16 protein-coding genes are annotated in these 19,749 nt (G+C 32.4%); 11 read left to right on the top strand and 5 right to left on the bottom strand.

Annotation, left to right across the window (positions count from 1 at the left end; translation table 11 throughout):
* On the bottom strand, nt 1-4,364 hold a 4,364-nt coding region (locus IEW75_RS01035), incomplete at its 3' end, for a beta strand repeat-containing protein (protein WP_308423291.1).
* A 247-nt stretch (nt 4,365-4,611) separates the two neighbouring features.
* Here IEW75_RS01035 and IEW75_RS01030 point away from each other — a divergent pair.
* Nucleotides 4,612-4,779: a hypothetical protein gene (locus IEW75_RS01030; RefSeq protein ID WP_158283787.1), complete on the top strand. Its 168-nt coding sequence runs from the start codon at nt 4,612-4,614 to the stop codon at nt 4,777-4,779.
* 3 nt (nt 4,780-4,782) lie between these two features.
* Here the strand turns inward: IEW75_RS01030 and IEW75_RS01025 are convergent, their stop codons facing one another.
* From IEW75_RS01025 to IEW75_RS01010, 4 genes are all read right to left on the bottom strand, one after another.
* Nucleotides 4,783-5,310: a phage tail protein gene (locus IEW75_RS01025; protein WP_188703947.1), complete on the bottom strand. Its 528-nt coding sequence runs from the start codon at nt 5,308-5,310 to the stop codon at nt 4,783-4,785.
* A gap of 97 nt (nt 5,311-5,407) precedes the next feature.
* The gene (locus IEW75_RS01020) at nt 5,408-5,701 is read right to left on the bottom strand and encodes a hypothetical protein (protein ID WP_134248182.1); all 294 of its coding nucleotides are present in this window, start codon (nt 5,699-5,701) and stop codon (nt 5,408-5,410) included.
* A 57-nt stretch (nt 5,702-5,758) separates the two neighbouring features.
* Nucleotides 5,759-6,313 carry a peptidase associated/transthyretin-like domain-containing protein gene (locus IEW75_RS01015; protein WP_134248181.1) on the bottom strand — a complete coding sequence of 185 codons (555 nt, stop codon included), beginning with the start codon at nt 6,311-6,313 and terminating at the stop codon, nt 5,759-5,761.
* Between the two features lie 382 nt (nt 6,314-6,695).
* Nucleotides 6,696-7,685: an aspartate-semialdehyde dehydrogenase gene (locus IEW75_RS01010; protein WP_134248180.1), complete on the bottom strand. Its 990-nt coding sequence runs from the start codon at nt 7,683-7,685 to the stop codon at nt 6,696-6,698.
* A gap of 218 nt (nt 7,686-7,903) precedes the next feature.
* On the opposite strand from IEW75_RS01010, the gene trhO reads away from it, so the two are divergent.
* From trhO to IEW75_RS00960, 10 genes are all read left to right on the top strand, one after another.
* Entirely contained in the window at nt 7,904-8,935 is a 1,032-nt protein-coding gene (gene trhO, locus IEW75_RS01005; RefSeq protein WP_134248179.1) for an oxygen-dependent tRNA uridine(34) hydroxylase TrhO, read from the top strand.
* Nucleotides 8,936-8,937: 2 nt separating this feature from the next.
* On the top strand, nt 8,938-10,182 hold the full coding sequence (locus IEW75_RS01000; protein ID WP_134248178.1) for a peptidase U32 family protein: 1,245 nt from the start codon (nt 8,938-8,940) through the stop codon (nt 10,180-10,182).
* On the top strand, nt 10,183-10,413 hold the full coding sequence (locus IEW75_RS00995) for a ferredoxin (protein ID WP_090223513.1): 231 nt from the start codon (nt 10,183-10,185) through the stop codon (nt 10,411-10,413).
* 113 nt (nt 10,414-10,526) lie between these two features.
* Nucleotides 10,527-11,924, top strand: coding sequence for a PSP1 domain-containing protein (locus tag IEW75_RS00990; RefSeq protein ID WP_134248177.1), 1,398 nt, complete (start codon nt 10,527-10,529; stop codon nt 11,922-11,924).
* The gene (locus IEW75_RS00985; protein ID WP_134248176.1) at nt 11,830-12,402 is read left to right on the top strand and encodes a gliding motility lipoprotein GldH; all 573 of its coding nucleotides are present in this window, start codon (nt 11,830-11,832) and stop codon (nt 12,400-12,402) included. The genes IEW75_RS00990 and IEW75_RS00985 overlap by 95 nt, the downstream gene beginning before the upstream one ends.
* On the top strand, nt 12,402-14,690 hold the full coding sequence (locus tag IEW75_RS00980) for a penicillin-binding protein 1A (protein WP_188703945.1): 2,289 nt from the start codon (nt 12,402-12,404) through the stop codon (nt 14,688-14,690). Before IEW75_RS00985 ends, IEW75_RS00980 begins: the two co-directional genes overlap by 1 nt.
* Nucleotides 14,691-14,698: 8 nt before the next feature.
* Nucleotides 14,699-16,513, top strand: coding sequence for an AMP-binding protein (locus IEW75_RS00975; RefSeq protein ID WP_134248174.1), 1,815 nt, complete (start codon nt 14,699-14,701; stop codon nt 16,511-16,513).
* Between the two features lie 108 nt (nt 16,514-16,621).
* Nucleotides 16,622-17,383 (top strand): exodeoxyribonuclease III, encoded by a 762-nt coding sequence (locus IEW75_RS00970; RefSeq protein ID WP_134248173.1) that lies wholly within the window; start codon nt 16,622-16,624, stop codon nt 17,381-17,383.
* A gap of 19 nt (nt 17,384-17,402) precedes the next feature.
* Nucleotides 17,403-18,353 (top strand): OmpA family protein, encoded by a 951-nt coding sequence (locus IEW75_RS00965; protein WP_134248172.1) that lies wholly within the window; start codon nt 17,403-17,405, stop codon nt 18,351-18,353.
* A gap of 7 nt (nt 18,354-18,360) precedes the next feature.
* The coding region (locus IEW75_RS00960; protein WP_229714364.1) for a lytic transglycosylase domain-containing protein at nt 18,361-19,749 on the top strand (1,389 nt) is incomplete at its 3' end.

The raw sequence follows: 19,749 nt of genomic DNA, 5'->3' as shown, positions 1-19,749 counted from the left end.
TCAATACTACAATTATCAAAAGAGCCATTGTTTATTTGCTCAGCAGTAATTAAAGCGGTTCCATTTTCGTCTAATTCAATTGTGACATTTTGCGCACTAGCAGTGGGAGCAATGTTGTCTTGCACAGTTACAACTGCAGTAGTATTAGCACTATTTCCATTAATATCGGTTACGGTAAGAGTAACTGTATTTTTACCAACGCTAGTGCAATCAAAAGTTGTTTTATCTAAAGATAAACTTTCAATACTACAATAATCAAAAGAGCCATTGTTTATTTGCTCAGCAGTAATTAAAGCGGTTCCATTTTCGTCTAATTCTAAAGTAATATCATTAGTAAGTACTGTTGGAGGAATTATATCTTCAACAGTAACATTGTTAGAGGCACTAGATGTGCATCCATTAGTATTTGTAAATGTATAGGTAATGGTATGAGTTCCTTCACTAGATACGCTTGAATTAAAAGTATATGTTTCTCCATCACCGTTATCAATAACTCCAGGGCCACTGTAAACACCTCCAGTTGGAAATCCTCCTGCAAGGTTGGTTGTTGTTGTGTTAGGACAATAAGGACTCTCTGGTGCTGTAAACGTTACAGTTGGTAAAGCAAAGACTTCAATATCGTCTGAAGCACTTACAGAACAGCTGTTTGTGTTTGTATAAGTGTACGTTAAAATATGTGTTCCTACACCAGCAATACTTGGGTCAAAACTATAAGTTGATCCATTTCCATTATCAGTCACTCCAGTCCCTGAATATACTCCACCATTTGGGTTTCCAATACCAAGTCCAGTTTGAATTCCAACAATGATACATAAATCGGAAGGAGCCGTAAAAGTAACTATTGGTAAAGCAAAGATTTCTATATCATCAGATTTACTCACAGTACATCCGTTAGTATTAGTAAAAGTATAAGTTATTAAGTGTGTTCCAACACCAGCAACATTAGGGTTAAAACTATAAGTTAATCCATTCCCATCATCAGTTACTCCAGCACCTGAATATATCCCACCACTTGGGTTTCCACCGCCAAGTCCAGTTTGTGTTACAGCATTGACACATAGGTCTCCTGGGGCTGTAAAAGTGACGGTTGGAAGAGCAAAAACTTCGATATTATCTGAAGCTGCATAACTACAATTATTTGCATTGGTATAAGTATAAGTTATTGAGTGTGTTCCAACACCAGCAACAGCAGGGTCAAAACTATAAGTTGATCCATTTCCATCATCAATTACTCCGGCACCAGAGTATATACCACCTAAAGGGTTTCCACCACCTAATCCAGTTTGTATATTTGTATTTAAGCATAAGTCTGTAGGAGCTGTAAATGTAACATTTGCTGCTAAATTATCCTCTATAGTTACTTGAGCGATACAAGTATCACTATTTCCTGCAGCATCTGTAACAGTTAGTGTAACGTTAATTGGAGTAGCACTAGCATCTGAACATGTAAATGTATTTGGACTAACACTCATTGAAGCAATTCCAACATTATCAGATGAGCCGTCGTTTATATCTGATGCAGAGATTGTTACTGTTCCTGAAGTGCCTATTTGAGCTGTAAATGCTTTACATATAGCATTAGGAGGAGTGGTATCTACAATATTTAAAATAGTAAATGGTACTGTTGATAAATCTTGATTCGTTTGTGCATAAATCCAGTTAGCAGTATTTTCAAAATTTGCTTGATCCACAAGTATATTTCGTTTTGTAGGGTCGTATTCTGTTCTGTTTGGTTGTGTAGTAGGAAAACCATCAATTACTAATGCGCTTAAATAAATTCCTGAAGGATCTTCTAAACTAGGTATTGCTCCTCCTGAACTCCCAGAACTTCCATTTCCTGTATAAATAACTGCATAAATATCAATTACACCATTAGTGGGGTCATTGTCATTATCTTCATATGCATAAAATGTTTCTCCAGATGTAGCAGGGGAAAAATTTCCAGAGATTAAAGAAATACTTCCACAAGCAGCTCCTGAATTTCCATTGCAATTAATTGAAAATGTATCAGGAGAAGTTTCTTTAATTATAATTACATCACCTTTAGGAATTACTGTAGAAGGAGATGTATAAGATAAAATAGCATCTCCAGAATCAAACAATAATGTGTTTTTGTTAAAAGAATTTTCAGTAAAGTAAATAGTTGTGTTGGCTGGGATGTCTTTTGCAGCTACAAAAGAAAACCCATCAGGATCTGTATGATTAATTCCAGTTATAGCAACAAGAGGATCCGAATTACTGGTGTCGTCATTATTAATATATCCTATTGCTTCATTTGGAGAGCCTCCATCGTAACCTGTACCTGAAGCTATTGTTAATTTTATGGTTTCTTGGGTTTCAACATCAGTGTCTGCAACTGGTGTAATTGTTACAGTAACTGAATTGGTTCCATTTGCTATTGTTGCTGTTCCATTAGTTGCGTTAAATGTTGTGGCGCCAGTAACAGTGTAATCTGAAGTAAAGGTAGCCATACCTGAAACATCAAAATTAATAACAATATTACTTGTTGCATTAGCGCTTAGAGAAAATGTATAAACCATTCCTGTTCCTGAATCTTCAACTACTGTAGAAGGCGAATTAGTTAAAGTTAGTACTGGGTTAGGAGAACCTGTTGAAATAATAATATTATTAAAAGGTACAGTTGAAAGATCTTGATTGGTTTGTGCATGCAACCAATTTGAAGTATTTTGAAAATTAGCTTGATCAACAGTTATGTTCCGTTTGGACGGATCATATTCTGTTCTGTTTGGAGCTATAGATGCAAATCCATCAACTAAAATAGAGCCAACGTAAGTATTAGTAGGGTCTTCAATGGAAGGAATATTATCTCCTGAAGAGCTGTTTCCTGTGAACAAAACAGCCTGTATGTTGGTAATTTCATTGGTCGGATCATTGTCAGTATCTTTATAAGCACTTAATGTTTCTCCATTAGCGGCTAAAGAAAAGCTACCGCTATGTAATGTTACTGAGCCGCAATTTCCACTATTACAATAGGTTGTGAATAAATTTGTGCTAGTTTCTTTTACAACAATAACTTCACCTCTTAAAACACCTCCAGCTGGTGCTGTCCAAGAAGCGACAAATTCGCCAGAGCTAAAAGTAAGAGTAGTGTTGTTAAATTCATTATCAGTGAAATGAAAGGTTGTTCCAGCTGTAATATCATCTAATACAACAAAAGAAAATCCTTCAGTTGTATCAGTGTTAACTCCAGTAATAGCTATTAAAGGAGTGACTGCAATTGAGTCATCATTTACAATTGTAGCAGTTGCAATGCTTGGGCTTCCAGCATCGTAACCACTTCCAGCAGTTAAGGTAATTGAGATGTTTTCGTTTGGTTCTAAAGTTGTGTCACCTGTTGGGGTAATTGTAATTGTTTTTGAGTTCGTTCCACTAGCAATTACCACAGTTCCAGTTGAAGCATTAAAAGTTGTAGCTCCAGATTGTGTATAATCGGTATTTAATATTGCTGTTCCACTAACGGAAAAATTAATGGTTGTATTTGCAGCTGCATTAGTGTCTAAAGAAAAAGTGTAAATATATGATGAGCCACTATTTTCATTTAATGAAGTTGGAGAAACAGAAATAGTTGCAATTGGGTTTGCTCCAGATAAGTTTAAATTTGTAAAAGGGACAATGGATAAATCTTGACTAGAAACTTGCCATAAGTAATTGATTGGATTTTCAAGCGATATTTTACTTATAGCGTCTCTTAAAGAAGCAGGATTAAATTTATATTCCACTCTATCAGGTCCAATATTAATATCTCCATCATCAGGAAACCCATCTATAACTATGGCATTTGGGTGGTCTCCTCCTTGCGTAGGATTTTCATTTGCCGGGATAGTTCCTCCATTTTGACCAGGAGCTTCTCCTGTGCCGGTATATAGTACGGCATAAATTTCTCCAATTCCATCAACCGGGTTTGAATTTGTATCTGAATATGCATAAATGCTATCTCCATTAGTAGCCAATTGAAAACTTTCAGTTGCTGCAGGAAATGTTGCAGTTCCACAAGCTCCTCCTCCGGAACAACTAACAGTAAATACATCGGTTGATGTGCCTGTTTCATCAACAAAAATGACAGTTCCTTTACTAATAATTGAAGTTGAAGTAAAAACAACTACACCTTCACCCGTTGGAGCGCCGTTATAGGTAAAAACATTTGTAGTTGCATCGTATTCATTTGAAGTAAAGTAAATTACTTCTCCCGAAGGTAAATCTTCCAAAGCAACAAAACTAAAACCATCAGTATTTGGAGATGAAGAATTATGATTGATACCAATAACTGCAACTTTTTGAGAAAATCCATGAGTTATTCCTATAAAAAGAATAGTCATTAATGTAATAAAAGTATTTTTTTTCATAATAAATTTTTTTAGGTACAGATATAGGGGTTTTGCCTACCTGTAAAGGTGACTTTTCAAATTTTTGATAAAACTTTTACTTAATGAAATATCTATAGTTTCTATAACTGTATTTTGATAAATAGTTTTAAGATGTTCAAAATTTCGGAGTTTAAATTGTAATATTAGAGATTCATTAAAATTAGTATAGATTAATAAATCTCTGGTTGTTGTAATTATTTTAGATTGCATACATTTAGTAATTTTTATGCGAAAATCATTCGCAGCATTACCAATACTTTCAATAATTAAAGGAGGAACATTATTTCTGTTACGATGGTTCAAAACTTGTATTAAACTATTTAGAAAGTATAATTCAAGTGATGGAAGCAAATCCGATTTACATAGTAATATTCCATTATTAAAGTTCATATAATTTTTAATTTCTAGAAGGGAAAATTCCTACTAAGGCTATTATAAAATTAACAGCTAAGTAAGGTTGCATATTTGGATGAGATAGATTGCCACCAGCAGCACCAATAGTTAATCCATTTAAATTGCTTCCAGATGAAGATTCCTCACTAAATGCTCCTGAGTGGGCAGCAATAAACTGACCAGAAGGGTTAGATTCACCACCGGTACTTGAATTCACTGCAATTTGACTAGCATGATTATGATTAGGCATTTGAGTTTGGTTTAAGGTCACATCTTGAGCGCCTCCTCTTTGCCCCAAAGGTCTAGGTGAAAGACCTGGCCCTGCACTACCACCACCAGAATTAATTGGTGCTCTACCACGTAAATCTGGTAACGCAAAAGTTGTTCTTCCATCTCCACCATAGGTGGTTCCTAAAATTGAAAATAATGCGGTGTTTTGTGAGATAGCTAGTAGTTGTCCGTTACAATAAGCCCAACCCCTTGGAGCAAAGTTTCCTCCAAACATTGTAATTTGTCCTAAAAATGGTTCCATAATTTTAATTTTTTAATAGTTAATAATTTAATTTTTATTGTATAATAAGTTCTGGCATGATAATATGTATAAGAGTTCCATTAGACGTTGAAAGGGTTCAGGTTTCATATTGGTCAATAACCGCTGACAACTCTCTTCGGCCTTTATAGCGGTAATACGCTTCAACATTGCTCGTTCTTATTAAAATGTCCCAAGTTTCTTTAATAAAGGGGTATCCAGTAATTTTTTTATCGACAAGATCAATAAATGCCATTTTACCAATTCCAGGGATAGTTACATAAGAATTACCTTGATTTTTTAAACCTGCAGAATCTCCTTGATCGTTAATTATTTTGTTTCCATTAACAGTAATTGCCCATGGATAGTTGTTTTTAATGTTTAATGTGTACATAAATCATTTATTAATTGTTAATGCGAATGTCATTTTTATGACAATTTTAAAATTTAATTAAAGAGATATGTTAAATGTAACGGAAGAGTAATTTTCAAACTCTTCAGTAATGGGAAAAAGGTGTTCTTTTAGTAATTGGTTGTCATGCCAATGCTTATCAGTGATATGAGCTCCTGTACGATTTATTACTAGTTCTGTGAAATAATAAGTTTCACTATTGGAAATTTTAAAATATATTCTAGGCATTTTACCCTGTTCTCTGTTTGGAAAATCTGAAGTAAAACTATATTCACCAAAACTGTTGGTTTTTAATTTTGCCCGATGCTTAAACTTTGTTGAATTTGGCGATAAATGCCAAACTTCTATTATTGCATTAGAAAGAGGGAAAGTTCCATTTTTATTGTAGATTTTACCTTTTACAGTTAAGTGTTTTCCAAATAAAGTTGAAATTCTTAAATCTGTTTTTTCTTCTGAATAAGGATTGTAACCGTCAAAAGGACTGTCGGTGTTAGTTAATGTATTTGCAATAGAAGATGAAGATAATAGTAATACACCCGTGGTTGCTATTGCGGATTTTCGCAAAAACAACCTTCTAGAAGGTATGTTTTTCATTTTTGAATTAGTTAGTTAGCTAATGTAAAAGTAACTAAAGTTACAAACAAAAACAAACTAATTTACATAATATTCAACTGAACAGTTGTTTTATTGAAGAATAAAGAACAAATATAATAAAAGATTAAATAGTCTTTAATAATTGAAAAAAATTAAATGTTTTGCAGGTAATGTTTTTCAAGTACTAATTTTTTGAAATAGCTAATTGAAATTAGCTTGGTTGTTAAAATAGATATTTGTTTTGCAGGTTTAATTTGTAGATCAAAGTTATTGTAGTATTCTATAGTTATCGCGTATTATGAATCAAAAAAATCAGATAAAACATATTATTGTATGTCTTATCTGATTTAAATAATCTGCAGTTTTTTTATTTACTATATTTTTACACTAATTCATTCGCAACCAAATATTCTGCAATTTGAATGGTATTTGTTGCGGCTCCTTTACGCAAGTTATCTGCAACTACCCACATATTTAATGTGTTTGATTGTGATTCGTCTCTTCTAATTCTTCCAACAAAAACCTCATCTTTATTATGCGCATAAATTGGCATTGGGTACGTATTTGTATCTAAATTATCTTGAACAATAACCCCTGGAGTTTGGCTTAATAATTTTCGTACATCGGCAACATCAAAATCATTTTCAAATTGTACGTTTACAGCTTCAGAATGTCCACCAGCTGTTGGAATACGAACTGCAGTTGCAGTTACCGAGAAAGAATCATCGCCTAAAATTTTCTTAGGTTCTTTAACCAATTTCATTTCTTCTTTAGTGTATCCGTTTTCTAAAAAAACATCACACTGCGGAATTGCATTTCTACTAATTGGATAATGGTATGCCATTTCTCCTTTAACTCCATTTGTTTCGTTTTCTAATTGTTCAACAGCTTTTACCCCTGTACCAGAAACCGATTGATAGGTTGAAACAACCAAACGTTTCATTTTATATTTTGTATGTAATGGTGCTAAAGCCATTACTAATTGAATAGTAGAGCAATTAGGATTTGCAATAATTTTATCTTCTTTTGTTAAAACGTTTCCATTAATTTCTGGAACTACTAACTTTTTTGTTGGGTCCATTCTCCAAGCTGAAGAATTATCTACAACTGTACATCCAACTTCGGCAAACTTTGGTGCCCACAATTCAGAAGTGGCTCCACCTGCTGAAAATAAAGCAATATCAGGTTTTGCATCAACAGCATCTTGTAAACCAATAATTGTATATTGTTTTCCTTTATATTCTAATTGCTTTCCAACACTACGCTCCGAAGCTACTAGTAATAATTCTGTAATTGGAAAATTGCGTTCCGCTAAAACTTTTAACATTACATTGCCTACCATTCCTGTGGCACCTACAACAGCTACTTTCATTTATTTTAAATTTAATTTTTAATATTGCTTGCAAATTTTATAAAAAAACGTGACAAAAACCCCTAATTATTTGAAAATTAACAAATAAATAATTTTTTGTTAAAAAAAGTATTATCGAGCTGAATTACCAATAGTTATATGAAAAAATGTATTTTTGCAAAAATTAAAAGGATATTAGGTTTTAATATCCTCAAATTGTTTAACTAAAAAAGTATAGCATGCAACTGTACAATAAGTTAAGCGCACAAGAACGTGCTCATTTAATTGATGAGGCGGGAAAAGACCGTTTAACCATTTCATTCTATCAATATTATAAGATAGAAAACCCACAAATACTAAGAGACCATTTATTTATTGAATGGAACAAACTAAGCGTATTAGGAAGAACATATATTTCTAATGAAGGTATTAATGCACAAATTTCTGTGCCTTCTGAAAATTTGGAAGCATTAAAAAGTCAGTTAGACAGCATATCTTTTTTAAAAGATTGCCGTTTAAATATTGCTATTGAACAGGGTAATAAATCTTTTTTAAAACTGACCGTAAAGGTTAGAGACAAAATTGTTGCCGATGGTTTAAATGATGAAACCTTTGATGTTACCAATATTGGAATTCATTTGGATGCTGAGGGTTTTAATAAATTACTAGAAGATCCAAATACTGTTTGTGTTGATATGCGCAATCATTACGAAAGTGAAATTGGACATTTTAAAACGGCTGTAACTCCAGATGTTGACACGTTTAGAGATTCATTAGATATTATCGAGGTTCAGTTAAAAGACCATAAAGAAGATAAAAATTTGTTGATGTATTGTACTGGTGGTATTCGCTGCGAAAAAGCAAGCGCTTACTACAAGCATAAAGGATTTAAAAATGTTTTTCAATTAGAGGGTGGAATTATAGAATATACCCGACAAGTTAAAAATAAAGGTTTAGAAAATAAATTTATTGGTAAAAACTTTGTTTTCGATCATAGAATGTCCGAGCGGATTTCTAATGATATTGTTGCCAATTGTCATCAATGCGGAGAACCTTGCGATACACATGTCAATTGCGCTAACGAAGCTTGTCATTTATTGTTTATTCAATGCGAAAAATGTGCTAAAAAAATGAATACTTGTTGCTCAACAGCCTGTCAAGATATTATTAAATTACCTCTTGAAGTTCAAAAAGAGTTGCGAAAAGGAATTCCTAACAGCAATAAAATCTTTAAAAAAGGACGTTCAGAAGTTTTAACTTATAAAAAATAAAAATGCAGAAAATAGAATTAATGGCGCCTGCCGGAAACTTTGAATCATTGCAAGCAGCATTGGATAATGGAGCAGATTCCATTTATTTTGGTGTGGAACAATTAAATATGCGAGCGAGAGCTTCTATTAACTTTACGTTAGACGATTTACAAGAAATTTCAGACAGATGTAAAGCTAAAAATGTTAGAAGTTATCTTACGTTAAATACGATTATATACGATCACGATTTAACCATTGTTAAAACCTTGATTCAACAGGCAAAAGATGCAGATATTACGGCGGTTATTGCAATGGATCAGGCAGTTATTGCTACAGCTAGAGAAATTGGAATGGAAATTCATATTTCAACTCAAATAAATATCACCAATATTGAAACGGTAAAATTTTACGCCATGTTTGCTGATACTATGGTTTTAAGTAGAGAGTTGAGTTTGCGTCAGGTTAAAAAAATTACTGACCAAATTGAAAAAGAAAATATTTGTGGTCCGGCAGGAAGATTGGTGGAAATTGAAATATTTGGTCACGGAGCCTTGTGTATGGCAGTTTCTGGGAAGTGTTATATGAGTTTACATACGCATAATTCTTCAGCAAATAGGGGTGCTTGTAAACAAAATTGCAGAAAAAAGTATACGGTTATAGATCAAGAAACTGGTATAGAAATGGAATTGGATAATGAATATATTATGTCCCCAAAAGATTTATGTACCATAGATTTTTTGAATGAGATTGCTGATGCTGGTGTAAAAGTGTTAAAAATTGAAGGAAGAGGTAGGGCACCAGAATATGTTGCAAAAGTGATAAAATGTTACCGAGATGCATTAGATAGTATTGAAGCTGGTACATATAGTAAAGAAAAAGTGGTTTCTTGGATGCAAGAGTTAGAAAAAGTGTACAATCGCGGATTTTGGAGTGGTTATTATTTAGGACAACAATTGGGTGAATGGAGTAAAGGTTCTGGAAGTCATGCAACACAAAAGAAAGTATACGTTGGTAAAGGAATGCATTATTTTCCAAAAGCAACTATTGGCGAATTTAAAATTGAAGCCTATGATATTGCTATAGGCGATACTATTTTAATTACGGGTCCAACAACCGGCGCGCAAGAAATGGAAATAAAGGAAATGTTTGTCAATGATGTAAAAGGTGAAAAAGCTTCCAAAGGAGATTCGTGCACCATTCCTTTAGAATTTAGAATTAGACCTTCAGATAAATTGTATAAAATTGTTGAAAACAAAGTTGAAGCTTAAATGGTAATTATCACATTGCAAAGAGCCAAGTGTATTGGTTGTAATTACTGTGTTGAGTTAGCTCCTGCTCAGTTTCAAATGTCTAAAAAAGACGGCAAATCTGTGTTGCTACATTCCAAAGAAAAAAAAGGATTTTTTACCATTAAATCGCCAGACGAAACTATTTTTAATGATAGTATTAAGGCAAAAGAAGCCTGTCCGGTAAAAATTATTGATGTAAAACAAACTTAAAAACCATTTTTTAACGTTTTACAGTTAGCATTTTTAATTTATCTTTACAAATTAGTGAAGATTGTAGGATTGAATTTTCAATTCTACTTAACTTAATAAATAATTTAGAATATATGAGCTGTAATAGTTGCTCTTCAGATATAAATAGTGTTCCGAAAGGATGTAAAAGTAATGGAAGTTGTGGTACTGGAGACTGTGAAAAGCTTTCAGTTTTCGACTGGTTGTCTAATATGACCCTGCCCACAGGACAAGAATCATTAAATATTGTAGAAGTACGATTTAAAAACGGGCGAAAGCATTTTTACAGAAACCCAGATAAATTACAAATTTCAATAGGCGATGTAATTGCAGTTGAAGGGAATCCTGGACACGATATTGGTACTGTTTCTTTAGTGGGAGAACTTGTAAAAGTTCAAATGAAGAAAAAAGGAATTGCAACCGATAGTGAAGAAATTAAAAAAATATACCGTAAAGCCACTCAAAAAGATATTGATATTTGGCAAGCGGCACGTGCAAAAGAATACGAGACGCAATATAAAGGGCGTGAAATATTAGGTCGATTAGGTTTAAAAATGAAACTCTCGGATGTTGAATATCAGGGAGATGGAAATAAAGCTACCTTTTATTATACCGCAGATGATCGTGTAGATTTTAGACAATTAATTAGAGATTTAGCAGGTGCTTTTAATATTCGTATTGAAATGAAACAGGTTGGTTTACGTCAAGAAGCGGCCCGTTTAGGTGGTGTAGGTTCTTGTGGTAGAGAATTATGTTGCTCTACTTGGTTAACTGATTTAAGAAAAGTAAATACAACCGCCGCACGTTATCAACAACTATCTTTAAATCCTCAAAAATTAGCAGGGCAATGTGGAAAATTAAAATGCTGCCTAAACTACGAATTAGATACCTATTTAGATGCGCTCAAAGGTTTTCCAAAACAAGATACTATTCTAAGAACTGAAAAAGGGAATGCAAGTTTTGTTAAAATGGATATTTTTAAAGGTTTACTTTGGTACACCTATATTGAAAATAGAAGTAAATGGTTTAAATTAACCTTAGAGCAAGTTCAAGAAATTATTGCTTTAAACAAAAATCAAGAAAAAGCAACATCACTTGAAGATTATGAAGATGATTTAGTTGAAGCAATTAAAACAGATTTTGAAAATGTAGTTGGGCAAGATAGTTTAACGCGTTTTGATGTTCCTAAAAGAGCTCAAAAACGTAGAAATAAAGGAAAAAATAAACAAAGAGCAAAACAAAATAACCCAAATCAAAGACCTAAAGCTGCTGGAGCTCCAAAACAAAAGCCAAACCCTAATCAGAAGCGAAATCCTAATCAGAAAAAAGCTACCGGAGCTCAAAAACCAAAAGTTAACCCAAATCAGCAAAAGAAAACTACAAATCCAGCTGGAAACAATGCGAACAAAGAAAATCAGCAAGGAAAAAAACCTAATAGAAATAAAAAAAGAAGACCACCTAGAAAAAGTGCAGACAATACTAATAAAGAATAACTATTTAAAGATACTATTATGTATGTTACTTCTAGTGTCCTGTTCAGGTAAAACGGAGTACAGTAGCTATACATCTATTGATTCCCATAAATGGTTTTCAAATAATAAAATAGCGTTTATTGTAAACAATACAGATACTATTTCAAAAAAAAATGTGTTTATAAATGTGAGAAATAACAAGGACTATGAATTTAGTTCACTGTTTTTAATTGCAAAAATTGAATTTCCTAGCGGATTTCAGGTAATAGATACCTTAGAATATGAAATGACAGATACTGAAGGAAATTGGTTGGGATCGGGGTTTACAGAGTTAAAGGAAAACAAACTTTTTTATAAAGAGAATGTATTATTTTCTGAAAAAGGAGACTATAAATTTAATATTGAACACGCTACTAGAAGTATCAAAGATATTGAAGGACAACTTCCATTAAATGGAATTACAGATGTAGGTTTAAGTATAGAAAAAGTAACTAAATAATGACAAAAAAAGAAACAGCTAGCACTAATTTTTCAAAGTATATAAAGTGGTTTTGGATAACCATATTAGGAGGTGTCGCTTCGGTAATATTACTATTTTTATTTGCATCATGGGGACTTTTTGGTACACTACCATCTTTTGAGGAGTTAGAAAACCCAGAACACAATTTAGCAACCGAAGTTATTTCTATTGATGGAAAAACTCTTGGAAAATATTTTAAAGAAAATAGAACACCGGTTAAATACAAAGATTTACCTAAAAATTTAATAAAAGCATTAATCGCTACGGAAGACGAACGTTTTTACGAACATTCTGGCGTAGATTTTAAAGCAACCGCACGTGCTATTGCAAAGCTAGGAAAAGGTGGAGGAGGGAGTACCATTACGCAGCAGTTTGCAAAACTTTTGGTACATGGAGAAGGTTCTAAAAATATTGTTCAAAGGGTATTTCAAAAATTTCAAGAATATGTTGTTGCAGTGCGTTTAGAGCGACAATATACCAAACAAGAAATTTTAACAATGTATTTAAATAAGTACGATTTTCTAAATTTGGCAGTTGGAATTCGTTCAGCATCAAGAATTTACTTCGGAAAAGAACCTATAGATTTAACAGTTTCGGAATCTGCAATGTTGGTTGGAATGCTTAAAAATGCTTCTTATTACAATCCATTAAGAAGAGCTGAATTGGTTCGTAAACGCCGAAATGTGGTGTTAAACCAAATGTATAGAAATAATTTTATTTCAGAAAAATTAAAAGATTCTTTAAAGCAAAAAGACTTAGAATTAAATGTAAATAGAGAAAGTCATAGCGATGGAAAAGCTACTTACTTTAGAGAATATTTACGTGATTTTATGAAAACATGGATTAAGAATAATCCAAAACCAGATGGTACAGATTACAATTTGCATAGAGATGGGTTAAAAATATATGTAACATTAGATTCTCGCATGCAACAACACGCCGAAGAGGCTATGGCAGAACATATGTCTAATTTACAACGTGTATTTGATAAGGAACAAAAACGAAATAAAACTGCTCCGTTTTACGACATCGATAAAAAGCAAATTGCAACAACTATAGAGCAAGCAATGAAGCGTTCTAATCGTTGGAGACGCATGAAAAATAATGGAGCTTCCGAAAAAGAAATAAAAGCTTCTTTTGAAGAAAAAACAGATATGAAAGTTTTTTCATGGAAAGGAGATATTGACACTATTATGTCACCAAAAGATTCAATTTTATACTACAAGCAATTTTTAAGAGCAGGATTATTATCTGTTGAGCCAGAATCTGGACATGTTAAAGCGTGGGTTGGGGGCGTTAATTACAAACATTTTCAATTTGATGCTGTAAAACAACAAAAACGTCAGGTTGGTTCAACATTTAAACCGTTTGTATATGCAACAGCAATTAATCAATTAAATTTATCTCCTTGTGCAAAATTTCCAAACACATTGTATACAATTCCAAAAGAAAAATATGCAATGCCAGAAGACTGGACACCTAAAAACGCAACAGATGATTACGGAGGTGAGCTTACTCTAAAAGAAGCGTTGGCAGGGTCTGTAAATGTGGTTACTGCTAAATTAATTGATATGGTACACCCAAAAAATGTTGCGAGTTTGGCGTATAGAGCTGGGATTACATCAAAAATTCCTGAAGTACCGGCAATTGCTTTAGGATCTGTAGATTTATCGTTATTTGAAATGGTTGGTGCCTATGCTACTTTTGCAAATAAAGGATTACGCGTAGAACCGATGATGATTTTAAAAATTGAAGACAAGAACGGTACTGTTTTACAACAATTTACACCAAATTCTAAAGAGGTTTTAAGTGAAGAATCTGCCTATGTAATTATAAATTTATTAGAAGGTGTAACACAATCTGGTTCGGGAATTCGTTTGCGAAGCAGATGGGCAAAATATCCACAAGATGTTGCAACTGGTTACCCATATCAATTTACTAATGCAATTGCTGGTAAAACAGGAACAACTCAAAATCAATCGGATGGTTGGTTTATGGGAATTGTACCTAATTTAGCAACAGGTGTTTGGGTTGGCGGTGAAGACAGAGCAACACATTTTGCAGGTATTACTTTTGGACAAGGAGCAACTATGGCATTGCCAATTTGGGCATTGTATTATAAAAAATTATACGCAGATCCAAAATTAAATGTGAGTTTAGAAGAGTTTGATAAACCAGAAAATTTAAGTATTGAAATTGATTGCTCAAAAACTGGAGAAACTGAAGAGGATTTAGAAAACTCGATAGATGAAGATCCTGAATTTTAAGTATTATTATGGACAAGACTGTTTGGAAACCTTCAAAAAGAATAATTGAAAGTAGCAACATTTATAAAATGATGCAACATTATGGTTTTGATGAGTATAAAGATTTTTGGAAATGGTCAGTTGCAAACAAAGAAACTTTTTGGGAAGCTACCGTTAAAAATTTAGAAATAAAATTAGCGCAAAACTACACTTCAATTGTAGACACTTCAAAAGGAGTTGAGAATGCAGCATGGTTAAAAAATTCTAAACTAAATATAGTAGATTCTTGTTTTCAAAATGAAGATAATGAAACTGCTGTAATTTTTCAAGAAGAAGGCAAATCACTTCAGAAGATTACGCAAAAGGAGCTTTTAAAATTAGTAAACCAAATTGCAAACGGATTGCAAGATTTAGGGTTAAAAGAGGGTGATAAAATTGCTATTAATATGCCAATGACCTTAGAAGCTGTTGCAATTTATTTAGCAGGAATTAAAGCTGGAATGCCAATAGTAACTATAGCAGATAGTTTTACTCCAAATGAAATTGAAATTCGTCTAAATATTACAAAACCTAAGGTGATTTTCACACAAGATGTATTAAAAAGAGGTGAAAAAGAATTACCGCTTTATCAAAAAGTTGTGGATGCAAATGCTCCAAAGACAATTGTTATAAAAACGTCAAAAGAAAAATTTGATTTAAGAAAAGAAGATGTTTTTTTGGATACTTTTTTAAGTTCGAAAACTGATTTTAACACTGTAATACAAAATCCAGAGGCTATTATAACAGTTTTATTTTCTTCGGGTACCACAGGAGCACCAAAAGCAATTCCTTGGACACATACAACACCAATAAAATCTGCAAGCGACGGTTATTATCATCAAGATATTCATAAAAATGATGTGGTTTGTTGGCCAACAAATTTAGGTTGGATGATGGGGCCATGGCTGGTTTTTGCTTCATTAATAAATAAAGCCTCCATTGCATTGTATTATGGAACGCCAACAGATGCTAATTTTGGTCAATTTGTGCAAGATGCAAAAGTTACTATGTTGGGTGTAATTCCAAGTTTTGTAAAGTATTGGCAGAGCTCAAAATGCATGGAACAATTTAATTGGAATGCTATACAATGTTATAGTTCTACTGGAGAAGTTTCAAACCCTTTAGAAATGAACTATTTAATGCAATTAGCTAATAACAAACCTGTTATAGAGTACTGTGGCGGTACAGAAATTGGAGGTGGTTATATTACAAGTACAGTTGTTCAGCCAAATATTGCGAGTACATTTTCTAGTCAGGCATTGGGCGGCGAATTTATATTATTAGATGAAACTAACAATAAAACTAAAAAAGGGGAGTTATTTTTAATTCCTCCAATAATGGGCTTGTCAAATACATTACTTAACAGTAATCACTATGATGTATATTATAAAAATACACCAAAATATGAAGGTAAATTATTGAGAAGGCATGGTGATCAATTAGAACAATTGGAAAACGGTTATTATAAAATGCAAGGAAGAGTTGATGATGCTATGAATTTAGGCGGAATAAAAGTGAGTTCTATTCAAATTGAAGCAGTTATAAATAAACTTTCTTTTGTAAAGGAATCTGCAGCAATTGCAGTTGCTCCAAAAGAAGGTGGGCCAAGTGTTTTGGTAGTGTATTATGTCGAAAACTCTTCTAAAATAAATGTTGAAGAACGTTTTCAACAAGCTAAAGACAGTATTAAAAATAAGTTGAACCCTTTATTTAAATTAACAGATTTAATAAAAATTGAGATATTACCTAGAACAGCATCAAACAAGGTAATGCGAAGGAAATTGAGAGAAGAGTATTTAAAATAATAAACGTTTGTCATTCCTGAGTAGGCAGGAATCCATTTACACACTCTATGGATTCCAGCTTTCACAGGAATGTCAAGATTCATAAATTTTTTTATAGTAAATTAAAAAATGAAAATAATATCATATAACGTAAACGGAATTAGAGCCGCATTAAAAAAAGGATTTATAGAGTGGTTAGAAGCAGCTAATCCAGATGTAGTTTGTATTCAGGAAACAAAAGCACATAAAGATCAGTTAGATTTAGAATTGTTTGAAAACGCTGGTTATCCATATCATTATTGGTTTTCTGCAGAGAAAAAAGGATATAGTAGTGTTGCAATTTTATCTAAACATAAGCCTAATCATATAGAATACGGTACTGGTATTGAATCTATGGATTTTGAGGGTAGAAATTTACGGATAGATTTTGATAAATTTTCGGTAATGAGCTTGTATTTACCTTCTGGAACAAATGATGCTCGTTTAGATTTTAAACTAAACTATATGTCTGAATTTCAGGAATATGTGAATAGCTTAACAAAAGAAATTCCAAATATAATTATTTGTGGAGATTATAATATTTGTCATGAAGAAATTGATATTCACAATCCTAAAATGAAAGGTGTTTCAGGATTTTTACCTGTTGAGCGCGAATGGATTGGTAATTTTATAGACAGTGGTTTTATAGATTCTTTTCGTTATTTAAACAAAGAACCTCATCATTATTCTTGGTGGAGCTACAGGGCAAACGCCAGAAATAACAATAAAGGATGGAGAATTGATTATCACATGGTAAGTGAGCCAATGAAAGATAGCATTAAAAGAGCATATATATTACCCGAAGCAAAACACTCAGACCATTGTCCGATTGTTGTAGAAATCGAATCATAAAAAATTAAAAAACAAAATAATGTTAAAAAAAATAGCAGTGTTATTAGTAGTTGTATTCACATTAAATTCATGTGTTTCAAAAAAAGTATATCAAGAATTAGAAACAAAGTTTAATAAATTACGTAGTTCTAATTCAGAATTAATAAAAGAGAAAGATGCTTTATTAGCTGCTAAAAAAGAGTTGGAAGCAGATCTGGAAACACTCAGAAACGAATATGCTTCATTAAAAAATGAAAAGAAATCGTTGGATAATGAAATTGCATCGTTACAAAATAAATATAAAAATTTAGATGAATCGTATGCTGTATTAGCAACTCAAAGTTCAAAAAAATTAGCTGAACAATCTAAAACAAACCAAGATTTATTGGTTCAATTAGAAGAAAAGGAACGAAAATTATTTTTGGAGAGTGAACGCTTAGAAAACCTTCAAAACGAATTAAACAAACGTTCTCAAGAAATTGATGAGTTAAAAGCTTTGATCAATGCTAAAGAAGCTCAAATGCAGCAATTAAAAAATGCTATTTCAAGTGCGTTATTGGATTTTGAAGGAAAAGGTTTGACAGTGGTTCATAAAAATGGAAAAATTTATGTTTCCATGGAAAATAAATTATTATTTAACTCTGGAAGTTGGGCTGTTGGTGCCGAAGGTAAAAATGCTGTTGAACAATTGGCAAGTGTTTTATCTGAAAATCCAGATATAAATGTACTAATTGAAGGACATACAGATAACGTACCTTACAATGGCTCAACATTATTAGATAACTGGGATTTATCGGTAAAAAGAGCAACTGCCATTGTTAGAATTTTGAAAAATAAGGGTGTAAACCCAACTCAAATTACAGCTGCTGGTAGAAGTGAATTTATGCCAATTAGTGATAATACTTCTTCTGAAGGAAAAGCAAAAAACAGAAGAATTGAAATTATTTTAGCTCCTAATTTAGATGAAATATCTAAACTTTTAAAGGAATAAAAATTTAATGAAGTATCTATTAAATATTACATTATTACTGCTTTATAGTGTCGGATTTTCACAAATAAAATCTGACACTATCAAACTTGAATCTATTGAGGATACTAAAGTACTATTTTCTAATAGTGATACATTATTACTAAAAAAAACAGACTCTTTAGGTTTTAAAGAACACATAGAAGCCACTTTAATAGATAGTTTATGGTTAAATGAATTGATAAAATCTCCGCTTTATGATACCATTCAATTTGTTTTAAGAGATGACGAAATTTTAGTAACCGATTTAGAAGAGTTACCAACGGCATTGCTAAAAGAAAGGTTGGAAGTTTTAAATAGTAAAACCCCTTTTCATATAGAATACAATCCACAATTAGAACAAATAATAAAAACATATTTAAAAAGAAGAAAATCATCATTTTCAAACTTAATGGAGAAAGCACGATTTTATTTCCCATTATTTGAAGAACAATTAGATAAATATGATGTTCCATTAGAAGTAAAATATTTGACAATTGTAGAATCTGCACTTAAACCAAGGGCACGCTCAAGAGTTGGAGCTACTGGTTTATGGCAGTTTATGTACCAAACCGGAAAGCAATTCGATTTAAAAGTGAGTTCTTATATAGATGAGCGTTCAGACCCTTACAAAGCAACCGAAGCTGCATGTAAATATTTAGCTAGTTTGTATAAAATTTTTGGAGATTGGGATTTAGCTTTAGCAGCTTATAATTCTGGTCCTGGAAACGTTAGTAAAGCTATTAGACGTTCTGGAGGAAGTAAAAATTATTGGAATATCAGACATAATTTACCTAGAGAAACCGCGAATTATGTTCCCGCATTTTATGCGACTTTGTATATTTTTGAATACGCCAATGAGCACAATATAAAAGCCAGGGAAAATACACTTGCTTATTTTGAAACTGATACAGTTCAAGTAAAAAGACAGTTAACTTTCGAACAAATTTACGAAACCTTAAATGTTGATATTGAAGTGCTTCAGTTTTTAAATCCACAATATAAATTAGATATTGTTCCTTATAGAAAAGATAGAAATCATACACTTACTTTGCCAGTAAAGGACATTGGAAAATTTTTAAGTAATGAAAAAGAAATTTATGCGTTTGCAGCTAGTGAAGAAGCAAAACGAGAGAAACCATTACCAAAATATGTTGAGGAAAATTCAAGAACTGTATACAGAGTTAGAAGTGGTGATTATTTAGGTAAAATCGCTACCAAGTTTGGAGTTTCTATAAGTAGCATTAAACGCTGGAATAATATGCGTTCTACACGTTTAAAAATTGGACAACGTTTAACAATTTATCCTAGAAAATTTAATGCAGTTTCAAGCTCAAAACCAGAACAAACAACTAAAAAGATACTTCCTACAGGTAAACAT

The organism is Lutibacter litoralis, from assembly GCF_014646675.1.
GTDB lineage: Bacteria > Bacteroidota > Bacteroidia > Flavobacteriales > Flavobacteriaceae > Lutibacter > Lutibacter litoralis.
The sequence above is the reverse complement of the archived record's forward strand: the minus strand, read 5'-3'. Positions and strand labels throughout refer to the sequence as shown.